This window comes from Pararhizobium sp. DWP3-4, from assembly GCF_049898205.1.
In the GTDB taxonomy this organism is placed as follows: domain Bacteria; phylum Pseudomonadota; class Alphaproteobacteria; order Rhizobiales; family Rhizobiaceae; genus Pararhizobium.
Map to the genome: position 1 here is coordinate 294,667 of NZ_JAFCXF010000007.1, position 18,103 is coordinate 312,769.

General features: G+C 59.1%; 19 protein-coding genes. 12 read left to right on the forward strand and 7 right to left on the reverse strand.

Annotated elements, in window-relative coordinates:
* Nucleotides 1–9: 9 nt before the first annotated feature.
* The 3 genes from rho to hemE all read right to left on the reverse strand — a co-directional run bounded on the left by rho (nt 10) and on the right by hemE (nt 3,040).
* A complete protein-coding gene (rho, locus tag ACP7E6_RS19815) occupies nt 10–1,275 on the reverse strand; it encodes a transcription termination factor Rho (protein ID WP_112408863.1) in 1,266 nt (421 codons plus the stop codon).
* A gap of 194 nt (nt 1,276–1,469) precedes the next feature.
* Nucleotides 1,470–2,009: a protoporphyrinogen oxidase HemJ gene (gene hemJ, locus ACP7E6_RS19820; RefSeq protein WP_426231423.1), complete on the reverse strand. Its 540-nt coding sequence runs from the start codon at nt 2,007–2,009 to the stop codon at nt 1,470–1,472.
* Nucleotides 2,006–3,040, reverse strand: a complete 1,035-nt coding sequence (gene hemE / locus ACP7E6_RS19825; protein WP_426231424.1) for a uroporphyrinogen decarboxylase — start codon at nt 3,038–3,040, stop codon at nt 2,006–2,008. Before hemE ends, hemJ begins: the two co-directional genes overlap by 4 nt.
* A gap of 404 nt (nt 3,041–3,444) precedes the next feature.
* On the opposite strand from hemE, the gene ACP7E6_RS19830 reads away from it, so the two are divergent.
* Genes ACP7E6_RS19830 through dnaQ form a run of 5 tightly spaced genes read left to right on the forward strand, consistent with a single transcriptional unit; the run spans nt 3,445 to nt 7,046 of the window.
* On the forward strand, nt 3,445–4,269 hold the full coding sequence (locus ACP7E6_RS19830; RefSeq protein ID WP_426231425.1) for a pyruvate, water dikinase regulatory protein: 825 nt from the start codon (nt 3,445–3,447) through the stop codon (nt 4,267–4,269).
* A 30-nt stretch (nt 4,270–4,299) separates the two neighbouring features.
* Nucleotides 4,300–4,899 carry a Maf-like protein gene (locus ACP7E6_RS19835; protein ID WP_426231426.1) on the forward strand — a complete coding sequence of 200 codons (600 nt, stop codon included), beginning with the start codon at nt 4,300–4,302 and terminating at the stop codon, nt 4,897–4,899.
* The gene (locus ACP7E6_RS19840) at nt 4,892–5,752 is read left to right on the forward strand and encodes a shikimate dehydrogenase (RefSeq protein WP_426231427.1); all 861 of its coding nucleotides are present in this window, start codon (nt 4,892–4,894) and stop codon (nt 5,750–5,752) included. Before ACP7E6_RS19835 ends, ACP7E6_RS19840 begins: the two co-directional genes overlap by 8 nt.
* Nucleotides 5,749–6,342, forward strand: a complete 594-nt coding sequence (gene coaE / locus ACP7E6_RS19845) for a dephospho-CoA kinase (protein WP_426231428.1) — start codon at nt 5,749–5,751, stop codon at nt 6,340–6,342. The genes ACP7E6_RS19840 and coaE overlap by 4 nt, the downstream gene beginning before the upstream one ends.
* On the forward strand, nt 6,342–7,046 hold the full coding sequence (gene dnaQ, locus ACP7E6_RS19850) for a DNA polymerase III subunit epsilon (protein ID WP_426231502.1): 705 nt from the start codon (nt 6,342–6,344) through the stop codon (nt 7,044–7,046). Before coaE ends, dnaQ begins: the two co-directional genes overlap by 1 nt.
* A 54-nt stretch (nt 7,047–7,100) precedes the next feature.
* On the opposite strand, the gene secB is transcribed toward dnaQ, so the two are convergent.
* On the reverse strand, nt 7,101–7,589 hold the full coding sequence (gene secB / locus ACP7E6_RS19855) for a protein-export chaperone SecB (RefSeq protein ID WP_426231429.1): 489 nt from the start codon (nt 7,587–7,589) through the stop codon (nt 7,101–7,103).
* A 78-nt stretch (nt 7,590–7,667) separates the two neighbouring features.
* A complete protein-coding gene (locus tag ACP7E6_RS19860; protein WP_426231430.1) occupies nt 7,668–8,195 on the reverse strand; it encodes an FxsA family protein in 528 nt (175 codons plus the stop codon).
* Nucleotides 8,196–8,333: 138 nt separating this feature from the next.
* Here ACP7E6_RS19860 and ACP7E6_RS19865 point away from each other — a divergent pair, with 138 nt between their 5' ends.
* The 5 genes from ACP7E6_RS19865 (at nt 8,334) to gyrB (ending at nt 13,699) form a co-directional block, all read left to right on the forward strand.
* Entirely contained in the window at nt 8,334–9,032 is a 699-nt protein-coding gene (locus tag ACP7E6_RS19865; protein WP_426231431.1) for a Tim44/TimA family putative adaptor protein, read from the forward strand.
* Between the two features lie 29 nt (nt 9,033–9,061).
* Nucleotides 9,062–10,171, forward strand: coding sequence for a murein transglycosylase A (gene mltA / locus ACP7E6_RS19870; RefSeq protein WP_426231432.1), 1,110 nt, complete (start codon nt 9,062–9,064; stop codon nt 10,169–10,171).
* The gene (locus ACP7E6_RS19875; RefSeq protein WP_426231433.1) at nt 10,164–10,742 is read left to right on the forward strand and encodes a Smr/MutS family protein; all 579 of its coding nucleotides are present in this window, start codon (nt 10,164–10,166) and stop codon (nt 10,740–10,742) included. Before mltA ends, ACP7E6_RS19875 begins: the two co-directional genes overlap by 8 nt.
* Nucleotides 10,739–11,113: a helix-turn-helix domain-containing protein gene (locus ACP7E6_RS19880; protein WP_426231434.1), complete on the forward strand. Its 375-nt coding sequence runs from the start codon at nt 10,739–10,741 to the stop codon at nt 11,111–11,113. Before ACP7E6_RS19875 ends, ACP7E6_RS19880 begins: the two co-directional genes overlap by 4 nt.
* A gap of 150 nt (nt 11,114–11,263) precedes the next feature.
* Nucleotides 11,264–13,699, forward strand: a complete 2,436-nt coding sequence (gene gyrB / locus ACP7E6_RS19885) for a DNA topoisomerase (ATP-hydrolyzing) subunit B (RefSeq protein WP_426231435.1) — start codon at nt 11,264–11,266, stop codon at nt 13,697–13,699.
* An 84-nt stretch (nt 13,700–13,783) separates the two neighbouring features.
* Here gyrB and ACP7E6_RS19890 read toward each other — a convergent pair whose 3' ends face one another.
* Nucleotides 13,784–14,386, reverse strand: a complete 603-nt coding sequence (locus ACP7E6_RS19890; RefSeq protein WP_426231436.1) for a nitroreductase family protein — start codon at nt 14,384–14,386, stop codon at nt 13,784–13,786.
* 259 nt (nt 14,387–14,645) lie between these two features.
* On the opposite strand from ACP7E6_RS19890, the gene gabD reads away from it, so the two are divergent.
* Together gabD and ACP7E6_RS19900 are read left to right on the forward strand one after the other, a co-directional pair.
* Complete coding sequence (gene gabD, locus ACP7E6_RS19895) at nt 14,646–16,100, forward strand: NADP-dependent succinate-semialdehyde dehydrogenase (RefSeq protein WP_426231503.1); 1,455 nt, start codon at nt 14,646–14,648, stop codon at nt 16,098–16,100.
* Nucleotides 16,101–16,193: 93 nt separating this feature from the next.
* The gene (locus ACP7E6_RS19900; RefSeq protein ID WP_426231437.1) at nt 16,194–16,997 is read left to right on the forward strand and encodes an aldolase/citrate lyase family protein; all 804 of its coding nucleotides are present in this window, start codon (nt 16,194–16,196) and stop codon (nt 16,995–16,997) included.
* Here the strand turns inward: ACP7E6_RS19900 and ACP7E6_RS19905 are convergent, their stop codons facing one another.
* Nucleotides 16,998–18,089 (reverse strand): mannitol dehydrogenase family protein, encoded by a 1,092-nt coding sequence (locus ACP7E6_RS19905; RefSeq protein WP_426231438.1) that lies wholly within the window; start codon nt 18,087–18,089, stop codon nt 16,998–17,000.
* Nucleotides 18,090–18,103: the final 14 nt, after the last annotated feature.

Below are 18,103 nucleotides of genomic sequence, written 5' to 3' on the forward strand. Positions count from 1 at the left end.
GACGATCGATCAGGTGTTCATCGAATCGAAGAAATCGCCATTGGTCTTGGTCTGCTTCAGCTTGTCGATCAGGAACTCGATCGCATCGGTCGTTCCCATCGGGGCAAGGATACGGCGCAGAACGAAGATTTTCTGCAGATCCTGACGCGGTACCAACAGGTCTTCCTTACGGGTGCCGGACTTGAGGATATCCATCGACGGGAAGATGCGCTTGTCGGCGACCTTGCGGTCGAGCACGATTTCGGAGTTACCGGTACCCTTGAATTCTTCGAAGATGACTTCGTCCATGCGGCTGCCAGTATCGATCAGGGCTGTCGCGATGATCGTCAGCGAACCGCCCTCTTCGATATTGCGGGCGGCACCGAAGAAGCGCTTCGGGCGCTGCAGGGCATTGGCATCGACACCACCGGTCAAGACCTTGCCCGATGACGGAACAACGGTGTTGTAGGCTCGGCCAAGGCGAGTGATCGAATCGAGCAGGATAACGACGTCGCGGCCATGTTCGACCAGGCGCTTGGCCTTCTCGATGACCATTTCGGCGACCTGGACGTGTCGCGTTGCCGGCTCGTCGAAGGTCGAGGAAACCACTTCGCCTTTCACCGAACGCTGCATGTCGGTGACTTCTTCCGGCCGCTCGTCGATCAGAAGCACGATCAGATAGCATTCCGGATGATTGGCTGTGATCGAATGGGCGATGTTCTGCAGAAGAACGGTCTTACCGGTACGCGGCGGGGCGACGATCAGGCCGCGCTGGCCCTTGCCGAGTGGCGCGATCAGGTCGATGACGCGAGCGGACAGGTCCTTGGAGGTCGGAACCTCGAGTTCCATCTTGAAGCGCTCGTTTGGATAGAGCGGCGTCAGATTGTCGAAATGGACCTTATGACGGATCTTTTCGGGATCTTCGAAATTGATCGTGTTGACCTTGAGAAGCGCGAAATACCGTTCGCCTTCCTTCGGACCGCGGATCGGGCCTTCGACCGTATCGCCGGTCTTCAGCGAGAAACGGCGGATCTGCGAGGGGGAGATATAGATGTCGTCCGGGCCCGGCAGGTAGTTGGCATTTGCCGAGCGCAGGAAGCCGAAGCCATCCTGCAGCACTTCGACAACGCCTTCGCCGATGATCTCGACGTCCTGGCTTGCCAGCATTTTCAGGATCGCAAACATCAGTTCCTGCTTGCGCATGACACTGGCGTTTTCGACCTCGACCGATTCGGCAAATGCCAGCAGGTCGGTAGCGGATTTGTTTTTGAGTTCTTGTAGCTTCATTTCAGCCATGAAGGGGACCACACTTGGAAATCGGAAAGGAAAGTCGGCGTGCTTGATGTAAGGGGAGCTGCAGCGGAAGGGGCAGGCTCGTAACGTTTACACATGCCACGAAAGAGGAGATGGCGGGAAAATAGCGACTCACTCGTTGCGCCGCAAGGGGGCAACGGAAATTACCGGAAGTTTCCTTCTTCAACGCTCAAAGCTCAAAAAGGTTTCACTACCGCCATGATGACGATGAGGATCATCAGCAGCGTCGGAGCTTCGTTCATCAGCCGCCAGTACCGGGCGCTACGGGTGTTTTCATCCCGCGCAAAAGCTCTAACCGCACGGCTGAACAGCATGTGGACGCCGGTCAACAGAACGACAAGCAGAAGCTTGGCGTGCAGCCACCCGCCCTGAAAACCGTAGACGCTCCAGGCGAGATAGAGCCCGAGCACCCAGGTGATCATCATCGCCGGGTTCATGATCACCTTCAAAAGCCGCTGCTCCATCATCTTGAAGGTTTCCGACTGCTCGGAGCCGGGCGCTGCATCGGTGTGGTAAATGAACAATCGCGGCATGTAGAGCAGGGCGGCCATCCAGGACATCACCGCAATGATGTGCAGCGCCTTGATCCAAAGATAGAGATTATCCGGCTGCCAGACGAACAGCCCGGCAAGCAGCGCGACGAACAGGCCGATCGCGATGAAGGCGCGGGCGCGCGCTTTTTTCCCGGGCTGGATATCCGTCTGGCGCTCGATCATCGGCCGGTCCCACGAACACGGGCGACCAGTTGTGTGACGTGGTCTGGATTGGCCTGCGGCGTAATGCCGTGACCCAGATTGAAAATCAGCGGGCCATTTCCGAGCTTCTGCAGGATCGCGTCAATGCCATCATCCAGCGATTGTCCGCCTGCCACGACCCGCATCGGATCGAGATTGCCTTGAACCGGGCCGTCCTTCTGGAGATCTGCAGCAAAGGACAAAGGCACCGACCAGTCAAGGCCGATCGCATCTGCACCGGTTGCCTGCCGGTAATCCTTCAAGAGAATTCCGGCGCCCTTGGCAAAGGCGATGATTTTCGCGTCCGGCCGGCGGGCACGAACACTGTCGATGATCCGGCGCACCGGATTGACGGCGTAGCGGCGGAATTCCTCTTCGCCCAAAACACCCGCCCAGGAATCGAAGATCTGCACCGCATCGGCGCCAGCATCGATCTGCTCGACCAGATAGTCCGCAGAGACCTCAGCAAGCACCGCCAGCAGACGATCGAACGCTTCGGGGTGCTGGTAGGCGAAAAGCCGCGCCGGTGCCTGGTCAGGCGTTCCGTGCCCGGCAATCATGTAGGTGGCGACCGTCCAGGGTGCGCCGCAGAAGCCAAGCAGTGTCGTTTCGTCCGGCAGCTCCCGTCGCAACCGTCGAACCGTTTCCATGACCGGCTGCAAATGGGCGGATACGGGGCGAACGTCGAGCGTGGCTATCTCCGAAACGTCGATCGGATCCATCCTTGGTCCATGCCCTTCCTCAAAGCGAACATTGCGCTTCAGGGCATCGGGAATAACCAGGATATCGGAGAACAGGATGGCTGCATCGAAGCCATATCGCCGGATCGGCTGCAGGGTCACTTCCACAGCCATATCGGGCGAATAACAGAGATCGAGAAAGCTGCCGGCCTTGGCTCGGGTCTGCCGGTATTCGGGAAGATACCGGCCTGCCTGCCGCATCAGCCAAATTGGGGGAGGTGAGAGCGTTTCACCCTTCAACACCTGTAGCACCTTTCGGCTTTGCGCAGTCACCGGACACGTTCTCCCACTATAAAAGATATCTATATCTAAGGATTCTATTTCTTAGAGTCTGTGACTATCGAGGATTAAAGGCCATCCGACTCTTTTCCACATGCTGGCCCGTTCAATAGAATCTCCTGGCCGATTTTGCCATGCGACAGATAGGAGCGGGGACGATTTCAAAAAACCATGAAGAGTCAGAAGCTTCGTCCTTCATCAAAGGTCTGGGACGGATGTGGACAGCTTGTGGATAACGTCAAGGCTTCCAAGGGTGATGAGTCTTCTCCACATGCGCCGGCAATTCCGCTCCCCGGAATCCAGATTGTGCATAACCGGCAGGTTTTCCCCTTGCCTTCGAACCCCGCCGGTCCTTAGCTGTCGCTGTCCCGGTTTATCAACAGCCCTCGGAGAATAGCGTGGAGAACCAGAAAAACTATTTCCACCTGCACCTGATCTCCGATTCGACCGGCGAAACGCTGATCGCGGCGGGCAGGGCGGCGGCATCGCAATTCCAGTCGGCGCATGCGCTCGAGCACGTCTATCCGCTGATCCGCAATCGCAAGCAGTTGATGCAGGTGATGGAGGCGGTCGATGGCGCGCCGGGGATCGTGCTTTATACGATCGTCGATCGCGAGCTTGCCGATATCATCAATGTAACCTGCAAGGAGATGGGGCTCCCTTGCGTCTCGGTGCTGGAACCGATCATCGATCTCTTCCAGTCCTATCTCGGCGCCACCTCGCGGCGGCGCTCGGGCGCGCAGCATGTGATGGATGCCGATTATTTCGCCCGTATCGACGCGCTGAATTTTACGATGGACCATGACGACGGCCAATTGCCGGCGGATTTCAACGATGCGGATGTCGTGCTGATCGGTATCAGCCGCACATCGAAAACGCCGACCAGCATCTATCTTGCCAATCGCGGCATCAAGACAGCCAACATCCCGATCGTTCCGGGCGTCGCCCTGCCGGACCGGTTGATGGAAGCGACCAAGCCGTTGGTGGTCGGTTTGATCGCCACGGCTGACCGGATTTCGCAGGTTCGCCAGAATCGCATTCTGGGCACGGCGACCCACAGTTATCACGCAGAGGACTATGTCGATCGCGCCTCCATTACCGAAGAGCTGAAATATGCGCGCTCGATCTGCGCGCGCAACAACTGGCCGATGATCGACGTGACGCGCCGCTCGATCGAGGAAACCGCCGCAGCAATCGTTGCCCTGCGGCCCCGGCTGCGTTAAGGCGAATCCGGTTAATCAGGATATATGACAATGACAGGTTCTCTTGTCCTCGCTTCGGCGAGCCCGTTCCGGCGCATGCTGCTGGAAAATGCCGGCATCGCCTTCCAGGCAAAGGCGGCCGATATTGATGAGCGGGCGATTGAAGATGAGGTTGAGCGGCAAGGATCGTCACCGGAAGAGGTCGCGTTGATCCTGGCCGAAGCCAAGGCCCGCAATGTCGGGCAGGCTTTTCCCGGCAGCATTATCATCGGCTCCGACCAGACGATGTCGCTGGGTGCGCGGGTCTATCACAAGCCGCGCGACATGAACGAGGCGCGGGATCATCTTTTGTCGCTGTCCGGTCAGGTTCACCAGTTGAACAGCGGCATCGTGTTGACGCGCGGCAATGACATTCTTTGGAGACATGTGTCTTCGGCCCGGATGTCGGTGCGGGTTTTGCGTCCCGACTTTATCGACGCGCATCTCGCACGCGTCGGAACGAAGGCTTTGTCCAGCGTCGGTGCGTATCAGCTCGAAGGCGAGGGAATTCAGCTTTTCGATAAAATCGATGGCGACTATTTCACCATTCTCGGGCTGCCCATGCTGCCGCTCCTCGCAAAACTCAGGGATCTACGGGTGATCGATGCGTGATTCACGTGAAACATTTGTTAACCACGCCTTCGTCACAGGCTATCCGGTCAAGCATTCGCGCTCGCCTCTGATCCATGGATATTGGCTGAAACAGCTTGGATTGCCGGGAACCTACAAGGCTCACGCTGTGCCGCCGGAAGAGTTTCCTGATTTCATGACCTCCTTGAGGGAGGGCGAATCTGGCTTCGTTGGTGGGAATGTTACAATTCCTCACAAAGAGTGGGCTTTTGCCCTTTCCGACCGGCCGGATCAACTAAGCACCGAGCTTGGCGCTTCCAACACGTTATGGGTCGAGGATGGCCTCGTTCACGCGACCAATACCGATGGGCATGGCTTCAGCGCCAACCTCGATGAACGCGCACCTGGCTGGGACCACTGTCAAACCGCCGTTATTCTCGGCGCCGGCGGCGCCAGCCGCGCGGTAATCCAGGCCGTTCGTGATCGCGGTGTCAGGACGATCCATGTCGTCAACCGCACGACCACACGCGCGCAAGAACTGGCCGACCGGTTCGGCCCGGCGGTTCATGCACAGCCGCTGGAGGCACTCTCCGAGGTGATGGCTGGGGCCGGCCTGTTCATCAACACCACGTCGCTTGGCATGGATGGGGCGGAAGTGCCGCAGATCGACTTCACCGTCATGGCTGCGCAAAGCATCGTGACCGACATTGTTTACGTTCCCTTGAAAACGCCGATCCTCGCACAGGCAGAAGCGCAGGGTTTTGTCACGGTCGATGGGCTCGGCATGCTGTTGCACCAAGCCGCACCTGGGTTCGAAAAATGGTTCGGCAAGCGGCCGACGGTCGATGCGGCGCTAAGACAGATCATTATCGATGACATGGCGAGCCACGCATGATCATTCTCGGGCTCACCGGATCTATCGGCATGGGAAAGTCGACCACGGCAGCGATGTTTTCGGATATCTGTGTGCCGGTCAACGATGCCGATGCTGTTGTGCATGCGCTTTATCAGGACGAAGCCGTGGCGCCGATCGAAGCGGCATTTCCCGGAACGGCGACGATGGGTAGCGTTGACCGCGCGGAGCTTTCCCGCCAGCTCGCCAAAGATCCGTCCCTGTTCAAGGTGCTGGAAGCGATCGTCCATCCGCTGGTGCGCGAAAAGGAGCGGACGTTTCTCGATCATCATCGCGCCGCTGGCGCCCCCCTCGTCGTGCTCGATATCCCGCTTCTGTTCGAGACAAAGGGAGAAAGCCGCGTCGATGCGATTGCGGTCGTCACCTGTGATCCGGAGATCCAAAGGCAGCGGGTGCTGAAAAGACCGGGGATGACGGAGGAAAAATTCGCTCTCATCCTGTCGCGTCAGGTCCCCGACCAGGAAAAACGTGCGAAAGCGGATTACATCATCGATACGGGCCATGGACTTGATTCGGCCCGCGACCAGGTGGCGGCGATCGTCCAAGGGCTGACAAGCCAGAAGAGGCCATGATGCGCGAAATCATTTTCGATACGGAAACGACAGGCCTCGACAACAAACTCGACCGGGTCATCGAAATCGGCGGTATCGAGCTCGACAATCATTTCCCGACCGGCCGCACCTTCCATGTCTATATCAATCCGGGCGACCGCAAGGTGCATCCGGATGCGCTGGCGATCCATGGAATCTCGGACGAATCGCTGAAGGACAAGCCGAACTTTGCCGGCATCGTTGATGAGCTGCTAGAATTTTTCGCCGATGCGCGCTGGGTGGCGCATAACGCCACCTTTGACATGGGGTTCATGAACGCCGAATTTGCCCGGCTTGGCCTGCCGGCAATCACCAATGATGTGGTCACCGACACGTTGGCGCTGGCGCGCCGCAAACATCCGATGGGGCCGAACTCGCTCGATGCGCTATGCCGGCGCTACGGAGTGGATAATTCGCACCGCACGAAGCACGGCGCTCTGCTCGACTCCGAACTTTTGGCGGAGGTCTATATCGAGCTGATCGGCGGCCGGCAGACGACTTTCGGCCTGCACTCCAGCGATAATCGCGGCCAGGCGTCGGATCTGGATGATGTCATCGTGATCGCCGGCCAAAGGCCGCATCCGCTTGTGTCTCGCCTGACTGGCGGCGAAGCGGAAGCCCATGCAGCGCTTGTTGCGCAGATGGGCACAAAAGCCATCTGGGCCAAATACGAAGCCGCCAAATAAAAATGCCCGGTCGAGAACCGGGCATTGAAATATTCACGTTCAGGAAAAGGCGGATCAGTTCGCGGTCGTCGAAACCTGCGAACGAACCTTTTCCTCAGCCATGCGCTGGGTGAACATCTGGGCAAAATCGATCGGGTCGATCATCAGCGGCGGGAAGCCACCGTTGCGCGTCGCGTCGGAAACGATCTGGCGGGCGAACGGGAAGAGCAGGCGCGGGCACTCGATGAAGAGCAGCGGCAGCATGTGCTCCTGCGGGAAACCGGTGACGCGGAAGACGCCGCCATAGGACAGTTCGACATTGAACAGCATCTTGTCGCCGTCCTTGGCTTCTGCATTCAGCGTCAGGATGACGTCGAATTCCGCATCCGACAAAGGATTGGCGTTGACGTTGACATTGATGTTGATCGCCGGAGCCTTGTCGCGCGCTTGAAGCGAACGTGGAGCGCCCGGGTTTTCAAACGAGAGGTCCTTGATGTACTGGGCCAGAATGTTCAGGGACGGGCTCTCGGTAGCGCCGTTTGTCGGGGATGCGGTATCGGTCATAAGGCCATTTCCTTCGGACATGAAATTTGGTGAGGCATCTAGCATTTCGTACCCGGGCTTACAACCCGGTGCGGCCGTTCACTTGAGGCGATCACGCTCGTTCGGGTCGGTGCGGCCCCGGCCATCGCTGCGCGAAAATTCGTCGTCGTCGAGGTCGATCACGCGGGGGTCTGCGCGGCGACCGGCGTCACGGTCCGGTTCCTGACCGCGCGAAAAGCCACGTCCGCCAGCCCCCATGCCGGTCGTGACAATCGTCAGGCGATTCTTGACGAAGGACCAGCCGAGGTCCCGGACAGCCGGTATAAAGAGTAGCAGCCCGATGATGTCGCTGATGAAACCTGGAATGATCAGCAGGAGGCCGGCGATCACGATCATCACGCCATGCACCAGTTGCCGGCCCGGATCGGTGCCGGTTTGCGAAGCCTGCTGAATCTTTCTGAGAACGCCAAATCCCTGAACACGCAACAAAACCGCACCGGCGACGGCGCTGGCCACAACGAGAAGAAGTGTCATGCCGACACCGACTTCGCGGCCGACGACGATGAAGGCCGCGATCTCTGCGATCGGCATCAGCAGAAAAAGGATCGGGATGATCAGGGAGCGCATTATGATCTACTCAGGTGAAAGTGATGGAGCCGAACCGCACCGGCAATTGCAAAGAAGTGATATAGCCATTTGAATGATCGTGCCATGCAGACTATATGGGATGATCGCACGGCATATTAACAGCGGTTCTGGGTGGAAATGGGCTCTTTCGACTTCATCACATTGTTTTTCTTGGTCGCCGCGGTGATCATCTTCCTCCAACTGCGCAGCGTTCTGGGCAAGCGGACCGGCAACGAACGTCCGCCGGTCGACCCCTATTCGCAGCGCGATGCAGCCGACGGGCCTGAAGCCTCCGGTAAAGTGGTGCAATTGCCACGACGCGACGGTGCCGGCGAAGAGATTTCCCGTTATGCGGCGATCGATGCCTTTACCAAGGCAGGTACGCCGCTGAACGATGCACTGCGCCGCATGTTCGATGCCGATCCGGCCTTCGATCCGAAGGAATTCGTCAATGGCGCCAAGATGGCATATGAGATGATCGTGATGGCTTTCGCCGATGGCGACCGCAAGACGCTCAAAGGCCTTTTGTCCCGCGACGTCTATGATGGTTTCGACGCAGCGATTTCCGAACGCGAAAGCAAGGGTGAAGTCGTCAAGTCCACCTTCGTCGGCATCGAAAAGGCCGACATGGTGCATGCCGAGATCAAGGACAGCGAAGCCAACATTACGCTGCGCATCATCAGCCAGCTGATTTCGGCGACCTATGACAAGGCCGGGGCGATCGTCGATGGCGATGCCGAAGCAGTTTCCGAGGTCAACGACCTCTGGACCTTCTCGCGCGATACCCGTTCCCGCGATCCGAACTGGAAGCTGATCGCGACGGAATCGGAAAACTGATCGGGGCATGAGGCACGGGACGAGCGGCGATGGATTTCGATTTGCAACGGGTCGATTTTTCCGACCTTCCCGGTTGGCAGACCGACGATCCATCCGCGCTTTTGCCAGCCTTTGAGCGCTGTCGTCGCCAGGTCACTGCGGTTAAGCCGCACAAGACCGCATCATTGGGCATTTCCACCGCCGACCTGATGCCGGCCTATGAAGCGGCGAAAGACACCCGGCCGCAGGATGCGGGCGAGGCCCGCGTCTTTTTCGAAGACCATTTCATTCCGTTCAAGATCGTCCGGCACGATGGCAAGCCTGGCTTTGTGACGGCTTTCTTCGAGCCCGAAGTTCTGGTCAGTGCGACACGGAACGAGACCTTTCGCTTCCCCTTCTATCGCCGCCCGGACGATCTCGTTGATATCGGCGACCACAACCGTCCTGACGGCATGGACCCGTATTTTGCCTTTGGGCAGCAGACGAATGGCACGATTTCCGAATATCCGGACCGCAGGGCGATCGAGCAGGGATATCTTGCCGGTCGCGGGCTGGAAATCGCCTATGCGAAATCGAAGACCGATGTATTCTTCGCTCATGTCCAAGGTGCAGCCCGCCTGGTCTATCCTGACGGGTCTATGAAGCGGGTGACGTATGGGGCCAAGACCGGTCATTATTTTTCCGCCACCGGTAAGCTCCTGATTGAACGCGGCAAGATCGAAGCCGCTGATGTCTCGATGCAAACGATCAAACAATGGCTGGATGATCATCCGGACGAAGCGGATGAGGTGCTCTGGCACAATCGCTCCTTCATCTTTTTCCGTGAGGCCGAGGTCGATGATTCCGGGCTTGGACCGGTTGCGGCCGCCAAAGTGGCGCTGGAGCCCGGCCGCTCGCTGGCCGTCGATCGGCTCATCCATACATTTGGCGTTCCCTTTTTCATCTCAAGCGACAGCCTGACCTCGATCGAGGGCGGCCGTCCCTTCCGGCGGCTGATGCTGGCGCTCGATACCGGATCGGCCATCGTCGGTCCCGCGCGCGGCGATATCTTCACCGGCTCCGGTGATGAAGCCGGACAGCTGGCCGGCGCGGTGCGCAACGAGGCCGATTTCTTCATTTTCATCCCGAAGGCCGCGGCGGCAAGATACGGTCATGGCTAAGACAAAGAAGCTGACCAGCGAAGACCGCATCCTCTGGGGCAAGGTTGCCCGCACCACCCGCCCACTCCCGGGACGCATGGATGAGCTTGCGGAGTTCGAAGAGCCCAGACCCGAGCCCAAACCCGAACCCTTGCCGGAAAAACTGCCGATGCCGGTCATCAAGGAAGGCAAGTCGCTCGCGGAAGCCTTTGGTTTTGCTCCACCGGAAGCGCCGAAGAAGATAGCGCGTGTGCATCATCCGCTTGAAAAACCGGTGAAGCGCAAGCTCGCCAAAGGCCATCTGGCGATCGAAGCGCGGATCGATCTGCATGGAATGATTCAGAGCGAGGCGCATGGTCTGCTGCTGCATTTCCTGATGCGGGCCTATGATCGTGGCCTGCGGCATGTGCTCGTCATTACCGGCAAGGGAACGTCGCTCGGCAGCGACGGGGCCCTCAAGCGGGCGGTACCGATGTGGTTTTCGCTGCCGGAATTCCGCATGCTGATCTCGTCCTTTGAGCCCGCCGCGCGCAACCATGGTGGTGACGGCGCGCTTTATGTCCGCCTGTCGCGGCCAAGGGGTACGCCATGACCCCGTTCGGGGAAGCGGTGCACCGGCTGCGGCGCCAGAAGGGTGTCTCGCAAAAGCAGATGGCTGCGGCGATCGGGGTGTCGCCCGCCTACCTCTCGGCGCTCGAGCATGGCAAGCGCGGTGCGCCGAGCTTTGAATTCCTGCAAAGGGTCGCTGGTTATTTCAATGTGATCTGGGACGATGCCGACGAATTGTTCGGGATTGCGGCGATCTCCGACCCGAAAGTGGTTCTCGATACATCCGGCCTGCCGGCGGCACATACGGCGTTTGCCAACCGGCTTGCAGGCCGTATTCGCAGCTTATCCGCCGAAACCATCCGCATCCTTGAAGATGTTTTGGAAAAAGGCCGCTTTCCTGATAAGGAACTCTGATGATCCCCTGATTTCTGCAGCTTTCAGGCTGCACGGGATTTGGAACTATGGACAAAATCCCTATATTCGGGGAGCGCCATCGAGGGGTGATTCGCACGGAATCTCATCTCCGAAGACATGGCATCGAAACCTGGAAAGACTTATAGCCGAATGACCGATTTGCCTGAAACCGAAGCCGGCGCAAGCGCCGAATATGGTGCCGATTCCATCAAGGTTCTGAAGGGTCTCGATGCCGTCCGCAAGCGGCCGGGCATGTATATCGGCGATACCGACGACGGCTCCGGCTTGCATCACATGGTCTACGAAGTGGTGGACAATGCGATCGACGAGGCGCTGGCTGGTCATGCCGATATCGTCACGGTGACGCTGAATGCCGACGGCTCGGTGACGGTGACCGACAACGGCCGTGGCATCCCGACCGATATCCACACGGGTGAAGGCATTTCGGCGGCCGAAGTGATCATGACGCAGCTGCATGCCGGCGGTAAGTTCGACCAGAATTCCTACAAGGTTTCCGGCGGTCTGCACGGCGTCGGCGTCTCGGTCGTCAACGCGCTTTCGGTCAAGCTGCAGCTGAAGATCAAGCGCCAGGGCAAGATCCACGAAATCAACTTCACCCACGGCGTTGCCGACGCACCCCTGAAGGTGATCGGCGACAGCAATGGCGAGACAGGTACGGAAGTCACCTTCCTGCCGAGCACCGATACCTTCACGATGATCGAGTTCGATTACGGAACGCTGGAGCATCGCCTGCGCGAGCTCGCCTTCCTGAATTCGGGTGTTCGCATTCTCCTGACCGACAAGCGGCATTCCGATATCCGCGAGACCGAGATGATGTATGACGGCGGCCTCGAGGCCTTCGTCGCCTATCTCGACCGGGCAAAAAAGCCGCTAGTCTCCAGGCCAGTCGCCATCCGCGGCGAAAAGGACGGCATCACCGTCGAAGTGGCGATGTGGTGGAACGACAGCTATCACGAGAATGTTCTCTGCTTCACCAACAACATCCCGCAGCGCGACGGCGGTACGCATATGGCCGGCTTCCGTGGCGGCCTGACGCGCCAGATCATTTCCTATGGTGACAGCTCCGGCATCATGAAAAAGGAAAAGGTGACGCTGACCGGCGAAGATTGCCGCGAAGGCCTGACCGCCGTTCTCTCCGTCAAGGTTCCCGATCCGAAATTTTCGTCCCAGACCAAAGACAAGCTTGTCTCCTCCGAGGTTCGCCCGGTCGTCGAAAGCCTCGTCAACGAAGCGCTCAGCACCTGGCTTGAAGAGCATCCCGGCGACGCGAAAATCCTGGTCGGCAAGGTGATCGAAGCCGCCGCTGCCCGCGAAGCCGCCAAGAAGGCCCGCGAACTGACCCGCCGCAAGGGTGCACTGGATATCTCCTCGCTGCCCGGCAAGCTTGCCGACTGCTCCGAGCGCGATCCGGCCAAGTCCGAACTCTTCCTGGTGGAAGGGGATTCCGCCGGCGGTTCCGCCAAGCAGGGCCGTTCACGTGAAAACCAGGCGATCCTGCCGCTGCGCGGCAAGATCCTCAATGTCGAGCGGGCCCGCTTCGACAAGATGCTGTCGAGCCAGGAAATCGGTACGCTGATCACGGCGCTGGGCACATCGATCGGCAAGGACGAGTTCAACCCGGACAAGCTGCGCTACCACAAGATCATCATCATGACCGACGCTGACGTCGACGGCGCCCATATTCGCACGCTGCTCTTGACGTTCTTCTTCCGGCAGATGCCGGAACTGATCGAGCGCGGACACCTCTACATCGCCCAGCCGCCGCTCTACAAGGTGGCACGCGGCAAGTCGGCGCAGTATCTGAAGGATGAAAAGGCGCTGGAGGAATATCTGATCTCCACCGGTCTGGAAGATGCAGCCTTGGAGCTTGGTTCCGGCGAAGTCCGGGTCGGGCAGGATTTGCGCGAAGTCATCATCGATGCGCTGCGGTTACGGACATTGGTCGAATCCCTGCATTCGCGCTACAGCCGCTCCGTCGTCGAGCAGGCGGCGATTGCCGGCGCTCTCAATCCGGAACTGAACAACAACCAGGCGCAGTCGGAAGCGACCGCTGCTGAAGTGGCCAAGCGGCTGGACCTGATCGCCGAAGAAACCGAGCGCGGCTGGGCCGTGGCGGTCGCCAGCGATGGCGGCCTGAAGTTCGAGCGCATGGTGCGCGGCGTCAAGGAAGTCGCCTCGCTGGACATGGCGCTGATCGGCTCGCAGGACGCACGTCATATCGATCTGATGACCCCGCGCCTCAAGGAAATCTATGCCATTCCGCCGCTGTTGAAGCGCAAGGACGGCGCAATCGAAATCAGCGGGCCGCGCGCGCTTCTCGATGCCATCTTCGCCAGCGGCCGCAAGGGCCTGTCGATGCAGCGCTACAAGGGTCTTGGCGAAATGAATGCCGAGCAGCTCTGGGAAACGACGCTCGATCCGAACGTCCGCTCGTTGCTTCAGGTTCGCGTGCCGGATGCCACCGATGCCGATGGCCTGTTCTCGCGCCTGATGGGCGATGAAGTCGAGCCACGCCGCGATTTCATCCAGGAAAACGCCCTGAACGTCGCCAATCTCGACATTTGATCGGCGCTGCTGCGTTAGAGTCGGCACATTTCGTATCCATCAAAACCACGCCTTCCGTCTGGAGGGCGTGGTTTTCTTTTTGGTTTAGTCGGCGATGAAAGTGCCGTTGAAGGCAACTTCCGAAAGCGGACGCCGCGGGCTCGGTGTTTCGCGCGCCTGCAGGTATTCCGGCAGCTGCGTCTTGTCGCCAAGGCGGCCGATAGCGGCGGCGGCTTCGACGCGGTAACCTTCGGGAATGCCGAGGATGTCGATCGCCTTGTCGAAATGCAGGCCGGTCATGCCATGTGCCTGGAAGCCGAGCAGCTGTGCCTGATGGGCGATCGAGCTCCAAGCGGCGCCCGTGTCGAAGCTATGGCTGTAGGATGACGTTTCTTCGGTTGCGCCCGGTGCAGCGAAGTGGGTCTTCGAAACCAGGATGACCAGTGCCGATGCCGAATTTGCCCAACCCTGGTTGAATTCGTTGAGGATCGGGAAGATCTTGTCCCACTGTTCGGTGCCGCGCAAGGCATAGACGAAGCGCCACGGCTGCGAGTTATAGGCGGAAGGCGCCCAGCGCCCAGCTTCCAGAATGGTCAGCAGTTCGGTTTCGGAAATGGTGTCGCCGGTAAAGGCGCGCGGCGACCAACGGTTGAGGAAGCTCGGCTCGATCGGATAATCTGCTTGGCGGTAGTTGCTGGCGGTTGTCATGGTTTGTTCCTGTCTTGGGAGGTCGGAATTTTTTTCAGCGGACGCAGTCCGCATATGGCGATTGTATCGGCGAGAATAGACTCCGGTTTAGAGATGGACTGTTTCCAATTTGACGACAACCGCCAGGCGAGCCGGTGACGGCCGGTTGCGCGACGGGATTGACCGCAGAAACGTTCTTCAGGGTTATTGTCCAACGCCAGAAAAAAGTTGTATAAGTTCTGTAGTTTTTTTCGAAGCAAAGGACCTGCCGCCGATGACCGTGACCTTGAAAGACCCTTCGCTGTTCCGCCAGGCCGCACTTGTCGGCGAACACTGGATCGAAGCAGATCCGACAAATGCCATCGAGGTGAACAATCCGGCCACCGGCGAGATCATCGGCCGCGTCCCCAAGCTCGGCGCAGCTGAAACCAAGGTAGCCATCGAGGCAGCACGCATTGCGCAGAAGGGCTGGGCCGCAAGAACAGCCAAGGAGCGCTGCGCCGTGCTGCGCAAATGGTACGACCTGATGATCGAGAACAAGGACGATCTCGGCCGCATCCTGACGCTCGAACAGGGCAAGCCGCTGGCGGAAGCCACCGGCGAAATCGTCTACGGCGCCAGCTTCATCGAATGGTTTGCCGAAGAAGGCCGCCGCATCTACGGTGACATGATTCCCGGTCATCAGCCGGATAAGCGTATCATGGTGATGAAGCAGCCGATCGGCGTCGTCGCAGCAATCACGCCGTGGAACTTTCCGAATGCGATGATCACCCGCAAGGCTGGTCCTGCCTTTGCTGCCGGCTGCGCCATGGTTTTGAAGCCGGCCTCGCAGACGCCATTTTCGGCGATTGCCATTGCGGTTCTGGCCGAACGCGCCGGCCTGCCGAAGGGTCTGTTCAGCGTCATCACCGGCTCGGCCGCAGCGATCGGCGCCGAAATGACGTCCAATCCCACGGTGCGAAAGCTGACCTTTACCGGTTCGACCGAAATCGGCACCGAACTCTACAAGCAGAGCGCGCCGACCATCAAGAAGCTCGGCCTCGAGCTCGGCGGTAATGCGCCTTTCATCGTTTTTGATGATGCCGATCTCGACGCGGCCGTCGAAGGTGCGCTGATCGCCAAATATCGCAACAACGGCCAGACCTGCGTCTGCGCCAACCGCATCTATGTTCAGGACGGCGTCTACGATGCCTTTGCTGAAAAGCTGGCAACGGCTGTCGGTAAACTGAAGACTGGCAATGGTTTCGATGAAGGTGTGATTCTCGGACCGTTGATCGACAAGGCAGCCCTCAACAAAGTTGAGGAGCACATTGCCGACGCCTTGAAAAAGGGCGCACGCATCCTGGCGGGCGGCAAGCCGCATGCGCTCGGCGGCACGTTTTTCGAAGCGACGATTCTGGCCGATGTCACCAAGGACATGGCTGTTGCCCGCGAAGAAACCTTCGGTCCTCTTGCGCCGCTGTTCCGCTTCAAGTCCGAGGCGGATGTCATCGAGCAGGCAAACGACACCGAATTCGGCTTGGCGTCTTATTTCTATGCCAAGGATCTGTCACGCGTCTTCCGCGTTGCCGAAGCGCTGGAATACGGCATGGTCGGGGTCAATACCGGCCTGATTTCGACGGCCGAGGCACCGTTTGGCGGCGTCAAGCTGTCCGGCCTTGGGCGCGAAGGCTCGAAATACGGCATCGAGGAATTCACCGAGATCAAATATGTCTGCCTCGGCGGCATTTCCTGATCTGCCAATCAGGTTTTGAAGAGAACCGGCTGGATAGTTCTGGCCGGTTTTTTCGTTTGACGGTACAAACGCCTAAGACAGCAGGAGACAGCCATGCCCGCCCCGAAAAACACCTTCAAAGCCGCGCTCCGCGAGGATCGTTTTCAGCTGGGTCTCTGGGTAGCGCTGGCCAGTCCCTATGCAGCGGAAATCGTCTCGGGCAGCGGTTATGACTGGCTGCTGATCGATGGCGAACATGGGCCGAACGATATTCCGCTTCTGTCGGCGCAAATCCAGGCTGTGGCCCGCTCCGGCAGCCATCCGATGGTCCGGCTTCCGATCGGTGAAACCTGGCTGATCAAGCAGATCCTCGACACCGGCGCTCAGACATTGCTGATCCCGATGGTGGAAAGTATTGAACAGGCGCAGGCATTGGTGCGCGCCGTGCGCTATCCGCCGCATGGCGTACGTGGCGTCGGTGCCGCCCTTGGCCGGGCATCGCAGTTCAGCCGGATCGCTGACTACCTTGAAACCGCCAATGACGAGATTTGCCTGATCGTACAGATCGAAAGCCGTGCCGGTTTGGCGGCGCTGGACGATATCGCGGCGCTCGATGGCGTTGACGGCCTGTTCATCGGCCCGTCCGACCTCGCCGCAGACATGGGATATCTCGGCCAGCCCGGGCATCCGCAAGTGACAGCGGCGATCAAGGACGCATTCGATCGGATCGGCAAGGCGGGCAAGGCACGAGGCATCATGACGCTGAGCCTCGACCAGGCCCATATGTACCGCGCAATGGGCGCAGACTTCATGGCAATCGGCACCGATGTGACGCTGCTGGTCAGCGCCACGACGAAGTTGCGGGACGACTTCCTCTCCGGCGAAAAGGGCGATGCCAAGCCGGTTGCCGGCTACTGATCAGCGGCTTTCAATGATCGCTGTCAGTCTGGGCATCGCCACATCTGGGCTCCAGGCCTTGCAATCGGCAATCCTCCGGGTGATTTTCTCAGCGTGATGGTTGGCGATATCGCGGATTCGGTGTTCCAGGAATGGATTCCGGAACCGGTCTAGCGTCTGCGCCAGATAGCGGGTCGCTTCATCGCCGAGGTTTTTTGCGGCAAAGCCGGGGATGACCTCGGTTTCATAGATATCCATCAGCGTAGAGAAGACGTCCGGTTCTTTCAGGATGGCTTTGACGGTCTCATTCTGCGGCCGCCCGGTTTTCAGCCAGATATCGGCCAGCACCGTATGGCCGAGGTTGAGGATATGTAGCTTCAGCTTCTCGTATGGGGAGAGGTTTTCGACCAGCAGAATGGACGGATGCCTGCAGGGGAGTTTTAACCCGGGCTGCGCCTCTATCGCCCACAGTGCATAGGGCTCTGCCACCGCTCCGGCAGGCTCCAATGGTTCGGAGACGATCCGGTCCACCAATGTGTTGGCCCAGATGATTTCGTTTTCCAGCCAGTCCCTGAAACCTGCGCCGGCCATACGAGCAGATTGAAGATCGAGCATTACCGTTTTCAGCGTGTCACCGTTGCGGGCGACGAGTTCGCAGGGCAGAACCGTCAGCGCCTTGCCGCCTGCGCGATAGCGCTCGTGCAAAAGGATCAGCAGTTTGCCGGGAAACGAGGCCGGAATGTCCATGGCAAGATCATCTGGCCCGATCGCATAGCCGGTATCGCCGGTATTGGAGATCAGCACTTCGGCTTCCGTGCCCACGATCCGCTTGATCTCGTCCCAGTCGGCCGAAGTAGACAGTGCCCGGGAGACGCTTTTGACCTGCTGGGTGCGATCGACTTCGGCGCCATCCACAAGCCCCCTGATGATGACTGGAAAACCGTCCGGCGCCGCCAAAGCCGTTAAGCGTGCGGCACGCTCCACTGATCCGGTGGTCTGCACGATCGTGATCTTGCCGATGGCTTCGCCCCTTTCCAGTGCCTCACTGACGAAAAGATCGGCATGAGCCTGCAGGAATCGGCTGGTTCCAAACTGAACGATGGGCGTGATCATGATATCTTGAATCC

Coding starts and splice junctions, on each gene's coding strand:
- ACP7E6_RS19875 (WP_426231433.1), top strand. CDS start 10,164: ATGGCTAAGACAAAGAAGCTGACCAGCGAAGACCGCATCCTCTGGGGC.
- ACP7E6_RS19890 (WP_426231436.1), bottom strand. CDS start 14,386: ATGACAACCGCCAGCAACTACCGCCAAGCAGATTATCCGATCGAGCCG.
- coaE (WP_426231428.1), top strand. CDS start 5,749: ATGATCATTCTCGGGCTCACCGGATCTATCGGCATGGGAAAGTCGACC.
- hemJ (WP_426231423.1), bottom strand. CDS start 2,009: ATGATCGAGCGCCAGACGGATATCCAGCCCGGGAAAAAAGCGCGCGCC.
- mltA (WP_426231432.1), top strand. CDS start 9,062: ATGGATTTCGATTTGCAACGGGTCGATTTTTCCGACCTTCCCGGTTGG.
- secB (WP_426231429.1), bottom strand. CDS start 7,589: ATGACCGATACCGCATCCCCGACAAACGGCGCTACCGAGAGCCCGTCC.
- rho (WP_112408863.1), bottom strand. CDS start 1,275: ATGGCTGAAATGAAGCTACAAGAACTCAAAAACAAATCCGCTACCGAC.
- ACP7E6_RS19835 (WP_426231426.1), top strand. CDS start 4,300: ATGACAGGTTCTCTTGTCCTCGCTTCGGCGAGCCCGTTCCGGCGCATG.
- ACP7E6_RS19840 (WP_426231427.1), top strand. CDS start 4,892: ATGCGTGATTCACGTGAAACATTTGTTAACCACGCCTTCGTCACAGGC.
- gyrB (WP_426231435.1), top strand. CDS start 11,264: ATGACCGATTTGCCTGAAACCGAAGCCGGCGCAAGCGCCGAATATGGT.
- ACP7E6_RS19860 (WP_426231430.1), bottom strand. CDS start 8,195: ATGCGCTCCCTGATCATCCCGATCCTTTTTCTGCTGATGCCGATCGCA.
- ACP7E6_RS19905 (WP_426231438.1), bottom strand. CDS start 18,089: ATGATCACGCCCATCGTTCAGTTTGGAACCAGCCGATTCCTGCAGGCT.
- ACP7E6_RS19900 (WP_426231437.1), top strand. CDS start 16,194: ATGCCCGCCCCGAAAAACACCTTCAAAGCCGCGCTCCGCGAGGATCGT.
- ACP7E6_RS19880 (WP_426231434.1), top strand. CDS start 10,739: ATGACCCCGTTCGGGGAAGCGGTGCACCGGCTGCGGCGCCAGAAGGGT.
- ACP7E6_RS19865 (WP_426231431.1), top strand. CDS start 8,334: ATGGGCTCTTTCGACTTCATCACATTGTTTTTCTTGGTCGCCGCGGTG.
- dnaQ (WP_426231502.1), top strand. CDS start 6,342: ATGCGCGAAATCATTTTCGATACGGAAACGACAGGCCTCGACAACAAA.